This window comes from Priestia sp. SIMBA_032 (assembly GCF_046535215.1).
Lineage (GTDB): Bacteria > Bacillota > Bacilli > Bacillales > Bacillaceae_H > Priestia > Priestia aryabhattai.
This window is the reverse complement of the sequence record NZ_JAWRXD010000002.1, coordinates 805,672-821,410: the sequence shown is the minus strand read 5'-3', so window position 1 is coordinate 821,410 and position 15,739 is coordinate 805,672. Positions and strand designations below refer to the sequence as shown.

The 15,739-nt window shown below is 38.4% G+C and carries 15 protein-coding genes and 1 pseudogene; 5 read left to right on the top strand and 11 right to left on the bottom strand.

Going from position 1 to position 15,739, the window contains the following annotated elements; all coding sequences use genetic code 11:
• Positions 1 to 374: pseudogene (locus SB717_RS10110) on the bottom strand (hypothetical protein); the annotation flags it as partial.
• A gap of 165 nt (positions 375 to 539) precedes the next feature.
• Here SB717_RS10110 and SB717_RS10105 point away from each other — a divergent pair.
• Together SB717_RS10105 and SB717_RS10100 are read left to right on the top strand one after the other, a co-directional pair.
• Positions 540 to 1,967, top strand: a complete 1,428-nt coding sequence (locus SB717_RS10105; RefSeq protein ID WP_410903646.1) for a cryptochrome/photolyase family protein — start codon at positions 540 to 542, stop codon at positions 1,965 to 1,967.
• A 213-nt stretch (positions 1,968 to 2,180) separates the two neighbouring features.
• Positions 2,181 to 3,413, top strand: a complete 1,233-nt coding sequence (locus SB717_RS10100) for an ATP-binding protein (RefSeq protein ID WP_410903645.1) — start codon at positions 2,181 to 2,183, stop codon at positions 3,411 to 3,413.
• A 36-nt stretch (positions 3,414 to 3,449) separates the two neighbouring features.
• Here the strand turns inward: SB717_RS10100 and SB717_RS10095 are convergent, their stop codons facing one another.
• Positions 3,450 to 3,944: a metal-dependent hydrolase gene (locus tag SB717_RS10095; RefSeq protein ID WP_228459494.1), complete on the bottom strand. Its 495-nt coding sequence runs from the start codon at positions 3,942 to 3,944 to the stop codon at positions 3,450 to 3,452.
• Positions 3,945 to 4,051: 107 nt separating this feature from the next.
• Positions 4,052 to 4,219 carry a hypothetical protein gene (locus SB717_RS10090; RefSeq protein ID WP_165573659.1) on the bottom strand — a complete coding sequence of 56 codons (168 nt, stop codon included), beginning with the start codon at positions 4,217 to 4,219 and terminating at the stop codon, positions 4,052 to 4,054.
• Positions 4,220 to 4,342: 123 nt separating this feature from the next.
• On the opposite strand from SB717_RS10090, the gene SB717_RS10085 reads away from it, so the two are divergent.
• The gene (locus SB717_RS10085) at positions 4,343 to 4,585 is read left to right on the top strand and encodes a hypothetical protein (RefSeq protein WP_016765337.1); all 243 of its coding nucleotides are present in this window, start codon (positions 4,343 to 4,345) and stop codon (positions 4,583 to 4,585) included.
• Between the two features lie 36 nt (positions 4,586 to 4,621).
• Here SB717_RS10085 and SB717_RS10080 read toward each other — a convergent pair whose 3' ends face one another.
• From SB717_RS10080 to gabT, 3 genes are all read right to left on the bottom strand, one after another.
• Positions 4,622 to 6,046 carry an NAD-dependent succinate-semialdehyde dehydrogenase gene (locus SB717_RS10080; RefSeq protein ID WP_047930751.1) on the bottom strand — a complete coding sequence of 475 codons (1,425 nt, stop codon included), beginning with the start codon at positions 6,044 to 6,046 and terminating at the stop codon, positions 4,622 to 4,624.
• 31 nt (positions 6,047 to 6,077) lie between these two features.
• On the bottom strand, positions 6,078 to 7,448 hold the full coding sequence (locus SB717_RS10075; protein WP_410903644.1) for a sigma-54 interaction domain-containing protein: 1,371 nt from the start codon (positions 7,446 to 7,448) through the stop codon (positions 6,078 to 6,080).
• Positions 7,449 to 7,596: 148 nt separating this feature from the next.
• Positions 7,597 to 8,952, bottom strand: coding sequence for a 4-aminobutyrate--2-oxoglutarate transaminase (gabT, locus tag SB717_RS10070; protein WP_074677163.1), 1,356 nt, complete (start codon positions 8,950 to 8,952; stop codon positions 7,597 to 7,599).
• Positions 8,953 to 9,228: 276 nt separating this feature from the next.
• Here gabT and SB717_RS10065 point away from each other — a divergent pair, with 276 nt between their 5' ends.
• Positions 9,229 to 9,654 (top strand): DUF2621 domain-containing protein, encoded by a 426-nt coding sequence (locus tag SB717_RS10065; protein WP_074677165.1) that lies wholly within the window; start codon positions 9,229 to 9,231, stop codon positions 9,652 to 9,654.
• Between the two features lie 31 nt (positions 9,655 to 9,685).
• Here SB717_RS10065 and SB717_RS10060 read toward each other — a convergent pair whose 3' ends face one another.
• The 3 genes from SB717_RS10060 to SB717_RS10050 all read right to left on the bottom strand — a co-directional run bounded on the left by SB717_RS10060 (position 9,686) and on the right by SB717_RS10050 (position 11,765).
• The gene (locus SB717_RS10060; RefSeq protein WP_013084715.1) at positions 9,686 to 10,177 is read right to left on the bottom strand and encodes a CcdC family protein; all 492 of its coding nucleotides are present in this window, start codon (positions 10,175 to 10,177) and stop codon (positions 9,686 to 9,688) included.
• A 105-nt stretch (positions 10,178 to 10,282) separates the two neighbouring features.
• Positions 10,283 to 10,846 carry a DUF2179 domain-containing protein gene (locus SB717_RS10055; RefSeq protein ID WP_074677167.1) on the bottom strand — a complete coding sequence of 188 codons (564 nt, stop codon included), beginning with the start codon at positions 10,844 to 10,846 and terminating at the stop codon, positions 10,283 to 10,285.
• Positions 10,847 to 11,057: 211 nt separating this feature from the next.
• A complete protein-coding gene (locus tag SB717_RS10050) occupies positions 11,058 to 11,765 on the bottom strand; it encodes a cytochrome c biogenesis CcdA family protein (protein ID WP_045290019.1) in 708 nt (235 codons plus the stop codon).
• Between the two features lie 140 nt (positions 11,766 to 11,905).
• Between SB717_RS10050 and SB717_RS10045 the strand changes: the two genes are divergently transcribed.
• Complete coding sequence (locus tag SB717_RS10045) at positions 11,906 to 12,082, top strand: Spo0E family sporulation regulatory protein-aspartic acid phosphatase (protein ID WP_410903643.1); 177 nt, start codon at positions 11,906 to 11,908, stop codon at positions 12,080 to 12,082.
• 21 nt (positions 12,083 to 12,103) lie between these two features.
• Here the strand turns inward: SB717_RS10045 and SB717_RS10040 are convergent, their stop codons facing one another.
• Both SB717_RS10040 and SB717_RS10035 read right to left on the bottom strand, forming a co-directional pair.
• A complete protein-coding gene (locus tag SB717_RS10040; protein WP_410903642.1) occupies positions 12,104 to 13,909 on the bottom strand; it encodes an ABC transporter ATP-binding protein in 1,806 nt (601 codons plus the stop codon).
• The gene (locus SB717_RS10035) at positions 13,899 to 15,662 is read right to left on the bottom strand and encodes an ABC transporter transmembrane domain-containing protein (RefSeq protein ID WP_410903641.1); all 1,764 of its coding nucleotides are present in this window, start codon (positions 15,660 to 15,662) and stop codon (positions 13,899 to 13,901) included. Before SB717_RS10035 ends, SB717_RS10040 begins: the two co-directional genes overlap by 11 nt.
• Positions 15,663 to 15,739: the final 77 nt, after the last annotated feature.

Below are 15,739 nucleotides of genomic sequence, written 5' to 3'. Positions count from 1 at the left end.
CCGTGCATTGGCGGCATTCCTCCTTGCATCGGCATCTGGTCCATTCCTCCGTGCATTGGCGGCATTCCTCCTTGCATCGGCATCTGGTCCATTCCTCCGTGCATTTGAGGTAGCTCTCCATACATTGGCATTTGCTGCATGTCTTTTTGCATAGTTGGCATTTGACTCATTCCCCCATGCATCGATGGCATTCCATCTTTCATAGGGGGCATTTCTCCGTACATCGGCATTTGATTTGCGCCTTCTTGCATCGGCATTGCCTGCATTTCTTTTGCAGAAGGCATAGGTGGCATTTTAGCAGGCTTAGGTGCTGCTTGCATATATGGATTGGATATCGGTTGTCCGGTTTGTTTCATTCCATACGAATTTCTCATTTTTAAGGGCTCCTTCCCATTCTCTTACTCTGTTTACGTTATTCTTTTTACCATCAATCTGAAATTCGTCCATAAGAAAATAGGCCTTCTACACATTCAAAATTGTAGAACGTATAAGAAAAAAGCTATAATCGAGGCAAATTGCAGATAGAAAGGTGGCACATGATGAATAAAACCATTATCGTATGGATTCGAAAAGATTTTCGGCTGGTTGATAACCCAGCTCTATTTCACGCAGCTAAAGAAGGAATGGTTGTACCTGTTTATATCCATGACGACCATGAAGAAAGCTCAATGGGAAGTGCAAGTAAATGGTGGCTTCACCATGCGCTGAATGACTTTAAAACCTCGATCGAAAAAATAGAAGGAACGTTGATTGTACGAAAAGGAAACCCTAAAGATGTGTTGCAAAAATTACTCCATGAAACGAATGCACAAGATATTTATTGGAACAGACGCTATGAACCACGTTCGCTAAAAAGAGATAAAGAGCTTCAAGCTTTTTTTTCAGAGCAACAAATAAATATTCGCACATTTGAGGGATTTCTCCTTCACGAACCTTGGAAAATCACAAAAGAAAATGGAGACCCTTATAAAGTATTTACAGCTTATTATAAAGCTTCTCAAAAACATTCCGTATCTTCTGCTGTAAAAAAAGTTACTTCCATACAGGCCTTCTCTAAACCAATTGAATCTCTTTCGGTCTCAGATCTCGATTTGCTTCCAAGCATACCGTGGGATGAAACGATTAAGTCGACGTGGGAAGCTACGGAAAAAGGCGCTGTTAATGCCTTCAAAACGTTTTTAAAGAATAAGCTGCTTCACTATGAAAAAGGACGAGATTTTCCCGCTGAAGCATTAAATTCATTTCTATCTCCTTATTTTGCTTCAGGACAGCTCTCAGCTCGAGTCCTTTTTCATTATTTAAGAAATAAAGCAGAAAAAGTACGCTCCGATGCTTTTGAACATCAAGCTGAAATGTTTATTCGTCAACTTGTATGGAGAGATTTTGCTTATCAGCTGCTTTATCATTTCCCACACACTACAAGTGAACCGCTTAATGAAAAATTCAAGCAATTTCAGTGGGCTGACGGCAATGAAGAGCTTCAAGCTTGGAAAAATGGAAAAACCGGCTATCCCCTTGTCGATGCCGGAATGCGGGAGCTGTGGGAAACAGGTTTTATGCACAATCGAGTTCGAATGGTAGCTGCTTCCTTTTTAGTAAAGCACCTTTTAATTCATTGGAAAAACGGAGCAAATTGGTTTTTTGATACCTTAGTAGACGCAGATTTAGCTAACAACACAATGGGCTGGCAGTGGGTTGCAGGCTCGGGAGCAGACGCCGCGCCATATTTTCGTATTTTTAATCCAATTACTCAATCAGAAAAATTTGATAAAGAAGGAGAATATATTAAAAGGTGGCTTCCAGAGCTTAAAGATATTCCTTCTTCTTATATTCATAAACCTTGGGAGGCCCCAGCAGACGTATTAGAAAAAGCAAACGTTACACTTAATAAAACATATCCGACTCCAATTGTCGATCATAAAGCAGCTAGAGAGCGAGCGCTAGAGCATTATCAGCATATCAAATAAGAGGTAAATCAAGCCTCTTATTTGATATGCTGAATTTTTTAAATGTGTAAAAAATTCCATTTTACATCTATTTGCAACTAAAAACATGTATTTGAAATCTATTTATAGGGTTTTCAAGCCCAATCCCCCTCTCTATAGCACATTTGATTTTTCATATTTTTTCCTATAATTTGAATATATAATAATGATTATATATGCTTGGGAACTCTCTCATTGCATAGATCTGATTGGAGTGATTCGATGCCCGTTTGTCCTTCTTGTAACTATAAAGAAAATTATAATTTTTGCAGAATGTGCGGCACTCAAGTTCGGCACGCCTTCACCAACCAAGAAGATCAGCTTTTTTATCCATTAAAAGATCGAATCATGACGGATGACAATGAACCAAAGCATCAAGCTATTTTATCTCATACCCATGATTTAGTATGTGCTATTACTGAAGATGGCATTTATGAATACGCTTCTCCTTCTTACGCTAAAACATTAGGGGTTTATCCTGATGAACTTATTGGACAACATGTGCTTATCAACGCGTATCCTGAAGACAAACACCTAATCTCGACTATTTTAGCTAACATGAGCAAAACAAAAGGTGCCTCCACATTTGAATACCGAAAGTTTCACGTGAATGGCACCATCGTTTTATTAGAATGTAAAGGCGCTCCAATTGTCACAGCTACTGGAGAAATCGAAGGATTTGTATTTGTCTCACGAGACGTAACAGAGAAAAGACAAGCAGAGAAAAAGATTCAGAATTCAGAAAAACTCTCTGTCATTGGTCACCTTGCTGCAAGTATCGCACACGAGGTTAGAAATCCTTTGACAACCATTAAAGGGTTTGTACAACTGTTCAGTGAGACACAGCAGCCGAAAAAAACAATGATTTATCGAGATCTCATTCAGCATGAACTCTCACAAATTGAACATATTATCGCAGAATTTATGAGTTTAGCTAAACGAGAGTACGCATATACAGAAAGCCTTGTTATGACAGACTTGCTAGATGAGGTATTAAAGCAATTTGAACCGGTTACCGAAGTCAAAAATATCCACATCATTCGCCATTATCCAAAAGAACATCCCCTGCTCATTAGTGGGCAAAAAACACAGCTAACCCAAGCATTTATTCATATTATACAAAATGCCATTGATTCGATGGAAAGCGGCGGCAAGCTGGCTGTATCGATTGAAAAATCGGCTAGAGAAACGCTATGTATTGTGATAAAAGATAACGGATGTGGAATTGACTCAAAGCGTATCCCTCATATAGGAGAGCCTTTTTATACAACAAAAGAGCGAGGAGTAGGCCTGGGACTAACCATTTGTAACAAAATTATTAATGAGCATAATGGTTTTTTCCACGTATCGAGTGAAGAAAATGACGGCACAAGCATTACCATTACCCTGCCTATGAAAACGCCTGAACTTTATGTGGTAGAAGTGTAAAAGAAGCCATCTGATTTACTCAGATGGCCTCTTTCTTTAAAACAGCTGGGTGTACAGCTGATACTTATAAAGCATATAAAAACTTCCTATCACTGCCAGGTAAAAGATGAGAGTCTCTGCTCCACCACCTGTTTCATATGTTAAAGGAGGCTTAAACTTCTTCTTGCTAAGAGGAGAGAAAAAAGGTACCCCTCGTTTAGAAAAGAAATCTCCAAGAATATGAAAAGCGTATCCATAGGCTATTCCTAATGTAAAATCGTTGTTATACATCGTATGTAAATAAAAAATAAGTCCACTTGCAAGAATAGAATGCGTAATACCTCGGTGTCCAAAAATAGATTTAATGACTTTTGCGAGACCAAGAGATCTTCTACCAATATATGAATTTGGTTCATCAATATCAGGAAGCAGCGCTCCAATCGCAATGCCTACAACATAAGGAAATGTAAACGAAGCGTCCCCTGTTATAGCCACACCGGCACCGGCAGCAATCGATGTTGCAATATGTGTGTGATATCTCAAATATGCCACCTTCTTTCTTTTTCAACTTAAGGCAAGCATCGTGACCAAAATCATACATATGTTCGCCCAACGTTAACTATAAGTGAAGGTGGTAAAAATGTCAAAATAATCTATAGTTACGTAAACTGCATACCGACTAACCCGATAAGCATCACAAGAAAACTAATAAGAGTACCCTTTCCATTTTTCTTTGCTCTTCCATCTTTTTTGACAATGGAATAAATCCACGTACTCGAATACACAGCGAATCCAAGAAAACCAAATAACGTGATATATGTAAACATGCCGAAACTCCTTTGCTTGTCATTACTATTAACTATACGAGATTTTATAAAAAAAACAAAGTAGTATGACGGCTTGTTTAATATCTCTTTCTTTTTCTTATACTAAGAAGAGGAGGGATGGCTATGCACCAAAAGCAGTTGGAAGATATATTTGACTTCTATGGACTGAGCGAGGTTTATCGAGGCAAATTTGAAGATGTTGAACACCACTGGTTATTTAAAGACGCCGAGCCAACTATACTAGAAGATTTTTTTAATTCTCACGATTGCGAAGACCTTGAATGCTGTACTCTTGAGGAGTTTTGTTTTTTATTCATGAATTTTCAATCAATCCATGCACAAATTCCCCACGTGTACTATTACTAAAAAAGTGATTTCGCAGGAAAGCGAAATCACTTTTTATTAAAAGCCTAAAGAAATGTATTTTACTTCTAAATATTCTTCAATTCCATAATGTCCGCCTTCACGTCCAAGTCCACTTTCTTTAAAGCCGCCAAACGGCGCTTGTGGTGTAGAAGGTAGTCCATCATTTAGCCCTACAATACCATATTCTAAAGCTTCAGCAATACGAATAGCTTCTGAAATATTTTCAGTGAACACATAAGCTGCTAATCCGTAAGGCGAGTTATTTGCACGGCGAATAACTTCTTCTTCTGTTTGATACGTCGCAATTGGAGCAATTGGTCCGAATGTTTCTTCGTACATACAAAGCATGTCGTCCGTTGCACCATCTACAACCGTAGGCTCAACAAAAAGCCCGCTTCCCTCTTCGCGTACAGCCCCTCCAGTTAAGACATTTCCACCCTTTGCTACAACATCATCTAAGTGGCGCTTTACTTTTTCTAACGCTTTTTCATCGATTAAAGGTCCGATATCCGTACCTTCTTCTAAGCCGTTTCCGACTTTCAGCTGACTAACAGCCGCTGCAAACTGCTCTGCGAACGGTTTAGCAATAGACTCGTGCACGTAGATGCGGTTTGTACATACGCATGTTTGACCAGCGTTACGGAATTTAGAAGCAATTGCATTTGTTACTGCTTTATCTAAATCAGCATTTGCCGTTACGATAAACGGAGCGTGTCCTCCTAATTCTAAAGACACTTTTTTAACCGTATCAGCTGCTCCGCGCATTAACAGTTTTCCTACTTCTGTAGAGCCTGTAAACGATAGTTTGCGTACGCGTCCATCTTGAAGCCACGCTTCTCCAATTGCTTTTGCATCTCCCGTAACGACATTGATTACGCCTTTTGGAATACCTGCTTCCTGCGCCAGTTCTGCTAGACGAAGAGCCGTTAGTGGCGTTTGTTCTGCCGGTTTGATAACCGCTGTACATCCAGCTGCTAAAGCTGGGGCTACTTTACGCGTAATCATAGCTGCCGGGAAGTTCCAAGGTGTAATAGCTGCCATAACTCCCACAGGCTGCTTATGAGCAAATAATCGTTTATTAGGAGAAGAAGCTGGAATTGTTTCTCCGTAAATGCGTTTTCCCTCTTCTGCGTACCATGAAACGAATCCGTTGGCATAGCCAATTTCACCTTTTGCTTCTTTAAGAGGCTTACCTTGCTCGACTGTCATGATTTCAGCCAATTCATCCGTGTGTTCTTCGATCAGCTGATGCCATTTAAATAATAATTTACCGCGCTCTTCTGCTGTTTTTTTAGACCATGTTTGAAACGCTTCATAAGCAGCATCTGCTGCTAGCTTTGCTTCTTTTTCTCCGCCTTTTGCAACAGTAGCTACTACTTCATTTGTTGCTGGATTTACCACTTCGTATGTATCGTTTGCTGAAACAAATTCTCCGTTAATATATAAGTTTGCTTGCTTCATATTTCTTCACTCCCTGCTTAAATTTATCTACCTACTGTTCGGTACTGTCTGACACGTATTTTCGAATTTTACGGCTCGCTTGTGATTGACTAATACCAAGCTGTTCGGCTACTTTGTAAGATGACCTATGCTGTTCAAACGCCTTGATGACCATTTCTTTTTCCACATGTTCAATCATTTCAGGAAGCGTATGCACAGGTTGATCGATAGCAAACTCTTTTGCAAATGGCAAGTCTTTAAGCGTAATCATTTCTTCTCCTGTAACAACCAGACGCTCAATGATATTTTCCACTTCGCGAACGTTTCCTTTCCATTCCTGCCCTAAAAATGCATCTAATGCCTTTGGTGATAAGCGTACATTACGTTCATATACCGTATTGAAATGATGAAGAAACTGATAGACAAGAGGCAGAATATCTTCTTTTCGCTCTCGTAAAGGTGGAATCGTAATGGGCACCACGTTAAGTCGATAGTACAAATCACGTCTAAACTTTCCTTCTTCGACCATTTGCTCCAGATTTTGATTCGTAGCAGCAATAATTCGTACGTCTATTAATACTGCTCTTGTTGAACCCACGGGACGAATTGTACGGTCTTGCAGCACGTGGAGCAACTTACTTTGTGCTGAAAGAGAAAGTTCACCAATCTCATCTAGAAAAAGCGTGCCTTCGTTCGAAAGCTCAATGATCCCTTTTTTCCCTTCTCGAAATGCTCCAGTGAACGTACCGCCTTCATAGCCAAATAGCTCTGATTCAATAAGCTGTTCAGGAAGCGCTGCACAATTAAGCTCATGATAAGGCTGCTGTTTTCTTGTACTAAGCTGGTGAAGCAGTTTTGCTACTCTGCTTTTTCCTACCCCTGTTTCTCCAAGTAAAAGAACGGTTGTATTTACAGAAGCAACTCGTTGAATGGTCGAAAAAACTTTTTTCATCGCTTCGCTTTTTGTCACGATGCCTTCTAAATCGACGGATTCGTTTAACTCTTTTTTATAGTTTTCAAGCTGTTCTTCCATCTCTTCCACTTTTCGTTTTAATTCCATTAAATCTGTGAGATCTCGAGAATAGCTAATAACGCTTTTCAATTGCCCATCATTGGTAAATACTGGCCTTGTCCGCACATGAAGATATCGGCCTGAGTTTGTTTTTTGAACCAATTCAATTGCTTGATTAGATTCAATCACCTTTAACGTGGCCGAAGGATAAAAGATCCCCATTTCCTGCAGTTCTTTTACGTGCTTTCCAATAAAATCTTCCACTTTCAAAGCATAATTTTTTTCACACTCTGAATTTACAACTAATACATATCCATTTGCATCAGTTACAAAGATTTCATCAAATGATGACTCAAATATATCGTAAAGTTCGTCGTTAATTTGCTGAATATGCTTTTTATGAATGGTCATTTGAATCACCTTTTCGTCAAAAAATAATTATTATTTTATTTTATCAGAAAATGAAAAATCTATAAATAGAGTGTCCAAACATACCCATTCTTTGTGATTCATGAAGAATGAGTGAAGAGTTCTCTCTTCACTCATGTCTCAATTTCTCTTACACTTCAACCGTTTGCTGTACGCTTGCTTCTAGTGCTGCTTCAAAAATAGCTAAGCCTTCTTCTAGCTGCTCATCTGTAATAACAATCGGCATTAAGATACGAAGAACGTTTCCAAATACTCCTGCGCTAAGCAGTAATAATCCACGCTTGTTTGCTTCTTTTACGATACGCTGTGTAAGCTCCTTGTCCGCTTCTTTTGTTTCGCGGTCTTTCACAAGCTCGATAGCAGACATAGCTCCTAATCCGCGGATATCACCGATACAGTCATATTTTTCTGCTAATTTTTCAAATCGTGATGTTACTACTTTTCCAAGGTACTCACCGCGTTCATTTAGCTTTTCTTCTTCAATGATATCAAGTACGGCTAAAGCCGCTTCACATCCAAGAGGGCTTCCGCAGTACGTTCCGCCAAGCTCACCAGGATTAGATTCATCCATGATTTCAGCACGACCAATGACACCGCTAATCGGAACGCCAGCTCCTAGTGATTTAGATACCGTAATTAAATCCGGCTCAACGTCAAAATGTTCAATACCGAAATAACGGCCTGTACGTGCAAAACCCGCTTGAATTTCATCTGATACAAATAAAATTCCGTGTTCTTTACATAGTTGATACACTTCTTGCACAAAGCGTTTACCTGGAACAATGAAACCACCTTCGCCTTGAATTGGCTCCATTACAACAGCTGCAATCGTTTCTGGTGCTACTTCTGTATTTAAGAAGTTTTTGAATTCAGTAATCATAAACTCTTCGTATGCTTCAACTGATAAGCCTTGTGGGCGGCGATACTCATAAGGATATGGAGCTTTGTATACTTCAGGAGCAAACGGTCCAAATTCATATTTATATGGCTTTACTTTACTTGTCATTGTCATTGTCATTAATGTACGGCCGTGGAAACCTCGGTTAAATGAAATAATTCCTTGACGCTTTGTATATTTACGAGCAATTTTCACTGCATTTTCTACAGCTTCTGCTCCGCTATTTAAAAGTAATACTTTCTTGTCAAATTCACCAGGTGCAATCGCTGCTAATCTTTCTGCAAGCTCTACATATGACTCATACATCATTACATTAAATCCTGTGTGAATAAAACGGTCTACTTGCTTATGAAGCGCTTCTTTTACTTTTGGATGACTGTGCCCTACATTGATTGTGCCAATTGCGCCTACGAAATCAATAAACGTATTGCCATCGACATCTTTAACGATCGCCCCTTCAGCTGTATCAGCAAATGTCGGAATGCCATAACTTACACCTTTCGGAATGGCACGGTGTCTTCTATCTAATAATTGCTTTGCATTTTCTCCCGGTAAATTTGTTGCTACTTTGCTAAAAGTTTGACTCATTTTTTATCTTCCTCTCATATTAAATAATTCTTCAATTAGTTTATATGCAAAAAACGTGCCAACTTTTAAAAAGTTGAAAAATAAGCATTTTTAGATAATTCTAACGATATTTCATTCTTTAATAAGTCATTATGAACTTATCGGTAAGTCAAAAAGGACTTTATCCTCATATAAAGTGCAGGAATTTTATATTGCCATCAAAGGAACAAGGCTTTTATAATAAATGTATAAATATAGTAATGTTATGATTAATCTCTTTGTAAAGGAGTGAAAAATATGCTAGAGGGCTGGTTTTTATGGGTTATTTTATTTTGGGTTGTTTTTTTAATGAGCATGTTTGCTATCGGCGGATTTTTTATGTTCAGAAAATTTTTAAAGCGCTTACCAAAAGAAGACGGCATGTCTGAACTCGATTGGCAAGATCACTATCTTTCCAAAACCATTCACCTTTGGTCAGCGGATCAAAAGCAGCTATTAAACGTTCTTGTTGAACCAGTACCTGAACTATTTCGCGATGTAGCCAAACAAAAAATCGCTGGAAAAATTGGGGAACTTGCAATTGAGGAACAAGCAGCCTCTATAACGGAAGACTTAATCGTACGTGGATACATTTTAGCTACGCCTAAACGTGATCATAAATTTTTATTAAAAACATTAAAAAAGCAAAAAATAGATGCCGTCCCCTATCAGCATTTATTTTAAATCAAAAAAGGTGGCTGCGTAGCCACCTTTTTTAGTTTAATATCGTTGTATTCCCAAGACGATCATTGTGCAGCTTTCGTTCGAGCTTTTTGTACGATGTGTACATCGCAATGCGCCAAGGTACAATCATACCAAATGCTAAAATCCAGAACATACCGCCAAGCTGGCCAACATCAATTGAAGAACTTAAATATATTTTCATTGCAATTCGAATAATAAGCAAACCAATAATAATGAATGCAAAAGCTTTTGAACGCTTCAAGTAAATATGATCGTCACGAATTTCAAATTTAGACGTTTTAATTAACAGGATTGAGAAGATCATGCCTGCTATTAACGCCTCAAGCAGTTCTGCACCCGTTACTCGAAACATTGGAAAGATAAACATTAATGCTCCCGTACTCATAAAAAAAGGCGGAAGTATAATTTTTTTTGCATTCGTTGGTTTATCAGCTGCTTTCATTCGAACAACTAATATGAAAGAAGCCATAAAAATTGCGACAAGTGTTGAAGCAATAACCAATGAAATCCTTCCTTTACTATAGTTTAGTGTTTACTTATATTATAATCCAAAAAACATCAGAAGTAAAAGTGCAACAAAAAAAACAGAAGAGGATCTCTTCTGTTTTTATTTAGTAGAGCTAATATCTGCTTTTGCTTTTTGCTTTTGTTTTTGTTTTTGCTTTTTCATTGCTTTTAGTAAGAACCCGCCTTTAAATTTACGCGGCTCGTATGAAATAATGAAAGCACGAGGCTCATATTCTTCAATTAATGCTAATAGCTCTTCTTCTCTACTTCGTTTTGTTAAAATGTCTAATCTATAGCGTGCACTGTCTCTTCCTTCACCTTGGTAAACAGTAACACCAAAACCTTCCTGTCGGAGGCGGTTAATTAACTCTTCATTTTTGGTCATAAGGTTAACTAAGAATGTTGTATATCCGATAGCAAGCCTAGATTCGATATAACTTCCAAGGATAATTCCCACTCCAAACCCAACTGCATATACAACCATAGCAAGCGTGCTTTGATCTCCTGAAAATACAAGGGATAAGCCGAATACATAAATTAACGCTTCAACAAATCCAAAAACCGAGGCATACATACTCATACCTTTGACTAAAAAAATTGTGCGCAGCGTCAAGATCGGTACATAGATCAGTTGCAAAAGCAAGATTAACAAAATATCTTTCAATTTATACACCTCTTTTTAACAATTAAAAATATGACGATTTCATTGTATCACTCCGTATTTATAGAAGATATAGTAAAAAAAAATTTTTTCTATATATTTTTTCACACCATATTCTTGGATATTTCCTAAGAGCGAAAGTAACTATTTTGTCTTTTGAAAAATAAAAAGAATCTGCCAATTCTCAGATTCTTTTTTGTATCATCTTCCCTTTTTAAAAGCCCGTAAACCCTCCAAATACGCTCGTTGTATAAATAATAATTTTTGTCATCCAGTCAAAATATAAAATAAACCCCATGCCAATCATTGCATATCCGCCAACTTTCATCATGGAATTCATATGTTTTTTTAACCAGTTCATTTTCCCAATAAAAAACGTCATAATAAAAAATGGAATAGAAAATCCAAGTGAATAAGCTATCATATACAAAAGGCCAGAGCCTGGGTTTGTCGCTGCAAGCGCCATAACCGACACTAAAATAGGGCCCGTGCAGGGAGTCCAGCCCGCAGCAAAAGCCATGCCTATGAAAGAAGAACCTAAGAGACCAGCCGGCTTATTTGCGAATCTAAGCTTATGTTCTTGCATAAGAATTCGAGGCTTAAAAATCCCTAGTACAACTAGACCAAAGAAAATAATAAGAATAGCGCCAATCTGCCGGATCAAATCCTTATAGTTAAAAAACCACTGACCAATAAAGGACGTCGCAAAACCAATCATAATAAAAATGATAGAAAATCCCAGCAGAAAGAAAGCTGTGTGAATAAAAGCTTTGCGCTGATGTGACTTAGCGCCTTCCTTTAGCTCGCTAACTGATACTCCCGTTATGTACGATAAAAAAGCTGGGTACAAAGGCAAACAGCAGGGTGAAATAAACGATAAAAAGCCCGCGCCAAATGCCAAAAACAAATTTAAATCTCCCATATTTCCCACTTCCCTTTTTTTGTTCTTTTTGTTCTTTTTCGTTACCATTTTGTAACCAAATTGTCTTATCTCACTTCTTTCAAATAGTACCATTATCTTGTATAATTAGGTAAACGACTTGTTAGAAGGGATACATAGCATTGGCCAAAAAAGATATTCTATTAGCGATTGAAAAGAAACGAGAAGAACTCATCCGCATAGTCCGAGTAAGTGGATTAAACTCTCCACCTGCTATTAAACATAGTCAAGAATTAGATCATTTATTAAACGTTTACAATGAATTCCCTGCCCAAACAACAGAAACATCCTCTTCATGAAGGTTGTTTCTTTTTTTGCCTTCACTCTATCAATTCTGTATAAATCTCTTTTACTCCTGTTTCTTTATTGAAATTTTCCTCTTTTTCACTGTGCTGCAGCTGATACATATTATAGTACAAACCGCCTTTATCTAGCAGTTCAGCGTGCGTTCCTTTTTCAACGATTTTCCCTTTATGCAATACTAAAATACAGTCGGCGTGTTGAATAGTTGATAAACGATGAACAATCGCAATCGTTGTGCGGCCTTTTCCCATATCTCTTAACACTTCTTGAATCGCTTCTTCCGTTTCTGTATCAATATGGGCTGTTGCTTCATCAAGAATAAGGATTTTAGGGTTTCGAATCACCGTTCTTGCAAATGCTAAGAGCTGACGCTGACCGCTTGATAAAGTTGAGCCTCTTTCCACTAGCACTTCGTTATATTTATTAGGAAGAGCTTCGATAAATGCGTGAGCTTGCACAAATTTCGCCGCTGCTTTTACTTGTTCATCAGAAAAATGGTCTTCATGCAGCGTAATATTTCGCTTTACGGTATCGGCAAATAAAAAGGCATCTTGCAGCACCAGCCCTACCTGATCTCGAAGCTGTTTATTTGAAAAGGACGACAGCGGCTTATTATCGATCAAAATGTCTCCTTTTTGCTGCTCATAAAAACGCATCAATAAATTAATGATGGAGCTTTTCCCGCTTCCAGTATGGCCTACTAAAGCCACTGTTTCTCCTTCGTGTACCGTAAATGATATATCAGAAAGCACATCTCGAACACCGTCATAGGAAAACGTTACGTTTCTGAATTCTACCGTTCCTTTTTGTACCCCCTGCTTTTGTTCTCCTGTCATCACTGGATTTTTTTCTTCCTCATCCATCAAATCAAATACCCGGGAGGCTGATACCATCGCTTGCTGATACATAGAAAGACGCTGCATCATTTCATTAACAGGCTCAAAAAAACGATCCAAATAGTTGATAAACGCGTAAAGAACCCCAATTTTAACAGGACTGTCAGCTACGGAAATACCAAAATAACTGAGCACAAGAATAACGGCTAAAATATAAAGAATTTCGACAGCAGGCCTCAGCAGCAAACCATCTAACTTAATATTGCGCATGCCGGCTTTGTAATGCTCATCATTAATTTCTTCAAATTCCGAGCGAAGCCGCTTTTCTTGACGAAATAATTGAATAATGGACATGCCTTGCAAAGACTCATGAAGCTTCGCATTTAACTGACTTAGCTTTTCTCGGAGCTGTCCGTAGTAAATAGCGCTGTAATGCTGATAAAGCTTCATAAGTCCCCAAATAAATGGGAGAAGAATTAAACAATAAAAAGCCAGCTTCACATCTAGCATAAACATGGCTATAAAAATACCGACCAAAAATACCCCATTTTGAATAAAAACCGCGATGACTTCCACAAACATTTCTTTCATAGCTTCCGTATCATTTGTAATTCGAGAAACCAGGCTTCCCGTTGGCGTGTTGTCAAAAAAACGAAGCGCCAAACGATGAACATGAGAAAAAACGTCAATTCGAATCTGCTGAATAATTTGAAGCGCAATTTTTTGAAACTGCAGAAGCTGAAAGTATTGAACGACAATTTTTAAAAGCTGTAAAAACAAATAACTGCTTGCAAGCCACACAAGAGGCTGAAGAGGCAAATACTTAGGAGTTAAATAATCGTCAATGAAAATTTTAATCAAAATGGGCCCTAATAAATCAGCAGCCGTAGCAATTAATAATAGTGTGAACGCTAAAAAAAATGATTTTTTATGCGGAATTGTATAGCGAAACAGACGTTTATGTACCAAAGAATGCTCAATTTTCATTTTTCGTCTCTCCTTCTTCTACCGCACGTTCAAGCTGCTGTCTATCGTACATATCCTGGTACCAGCCGCTCACGCTAAGAAGTTCTTCATGAGTTCCTCGTTGAATAATTTTCCCTTTATCAAGGACAAGAATCAGGTCTGCATGAGTAACCGAGCTCAGCCGATGCGCTGTAATAATCGTTGTTCGATTTTGACGTTTTTGCTTTAGCCCTTGTAAAATACCCGCTTCCGTTTTTCCATCTACCGCTGATAGCGAGTCGTCTAAAATTAAAAGCTCAGGATCTAATAGAAGAGCTCTTGCAATCGAGATCCGCTGTTTTTGTCCACCAGATAACGAAACGCCTTTTTCACCTACTATTGTTTGATAGCCATCTGTAAAATCGAGGATGTCTCTATGTACATTTGCAACTTGAGCCGCTTCTTGGATTTCTTGGTTGCTTGCTTCTCTTTTTCCAAAAGCGATATTATCAGCAACTGCTGTTGAAAACAAAAAGTGATCTTGAGGAACATATCCAATGCTTTTGTACAATGAATCAAAAGCATAGTCTTTAATGTCTTTTCCTCCCCATAAAACAGCTCCGTCTCTTACATCAAATTCACGAAGCAACAGCTTTAAAAGCGTGGTTTTCCCAGCCCCCGTCTTTCCGACAATACCTAACGTTTGACCGCGAAAAAGTGTAAAATAAATTTCGTTTAACGTATATTCATCTTCTTTACCATACGAAAACCTATGAATAACAGCTTCAATACTTCCTGTTGGCATTTCAGCACTAGGATGCGCTGCTTCTTCAATCGAATTTTCTTCTCTTAATAAAGAAAATACCCTGTCATATGATGCTCTTCCTCGTTCCACAATGTTAAATAGCCAGCCAAACGCGAGCATCGGCCAAATAAGAAGGCCCAAATAAGTTGTAAAGGTAACAAGCTGCCCCAGTGTTAACTCTTCATTAATAACCATCTTGCTGCCAAAAATAAGAGCAAGTAAAAAAGAAAATGCTACAATAATCGAAATGGTCGGATCAAACAATGCATCTACTCGGGCTACTTTCATATTCTTTTGGACAACATCTGCAGACTTAATGCGAAATTCTTCGACATCAGCTGCTTCTTCCCCAAACGTCTTAATGACTTTAATTCCGCTAATGCTTTCTTGAACCTTATCATTTAAAGTAGAAAATGCTGCTTGTGCGTGATGAAACCGCGCATGAAGCAATGTACCATAGTAACTTGTTAAAACGGCCATAAGCGGCATAGGAATAAGGCAAATAAGCGTTAGTTTCCAGCTGATTGTAAGGGCCATTGTGCATAGAACAAGCCCTCCTGTGACAATGGAATCCACGAGTGTCAAAACGCCCGAACCTGCAGTTTGTTGAATAGCTTGAATATCGTTTGTTGCATGAGCCATCAAATCCCCAATTCGCCGCCGTTGATAAAAGGCTTGATTCATCTTGGTAAAATGAGTGTAGAGGGTATTTCTCAGCTGCTTGGCTAGTTTAACAGATGAACCAAATATCATAATACGCCATATGTACCTTGTGAAATAGGCCACAACAGCAGCTCCTAGCAAAATGCCAACCATCTGCATTAAGCGCTTTCCATTCAGCGTCCCTTCTTTAATGCCATCTACCGTTAAACCAATAATTTTAGGCGGGAGAAGTTCTAATGCTGCCACAATAATGAGCAGCGCTACCCCCGTTATGTAAGACTTTTTTTCCTGTTTGAAAAACCACCATAACTCTCGAAAAATTTTCATCGTATCCCCCTAGCCCTACAACCATTTTCTTGTATCTATCATAAAACAAAAGACACCCTTCTGAATAGAGAGTGTCT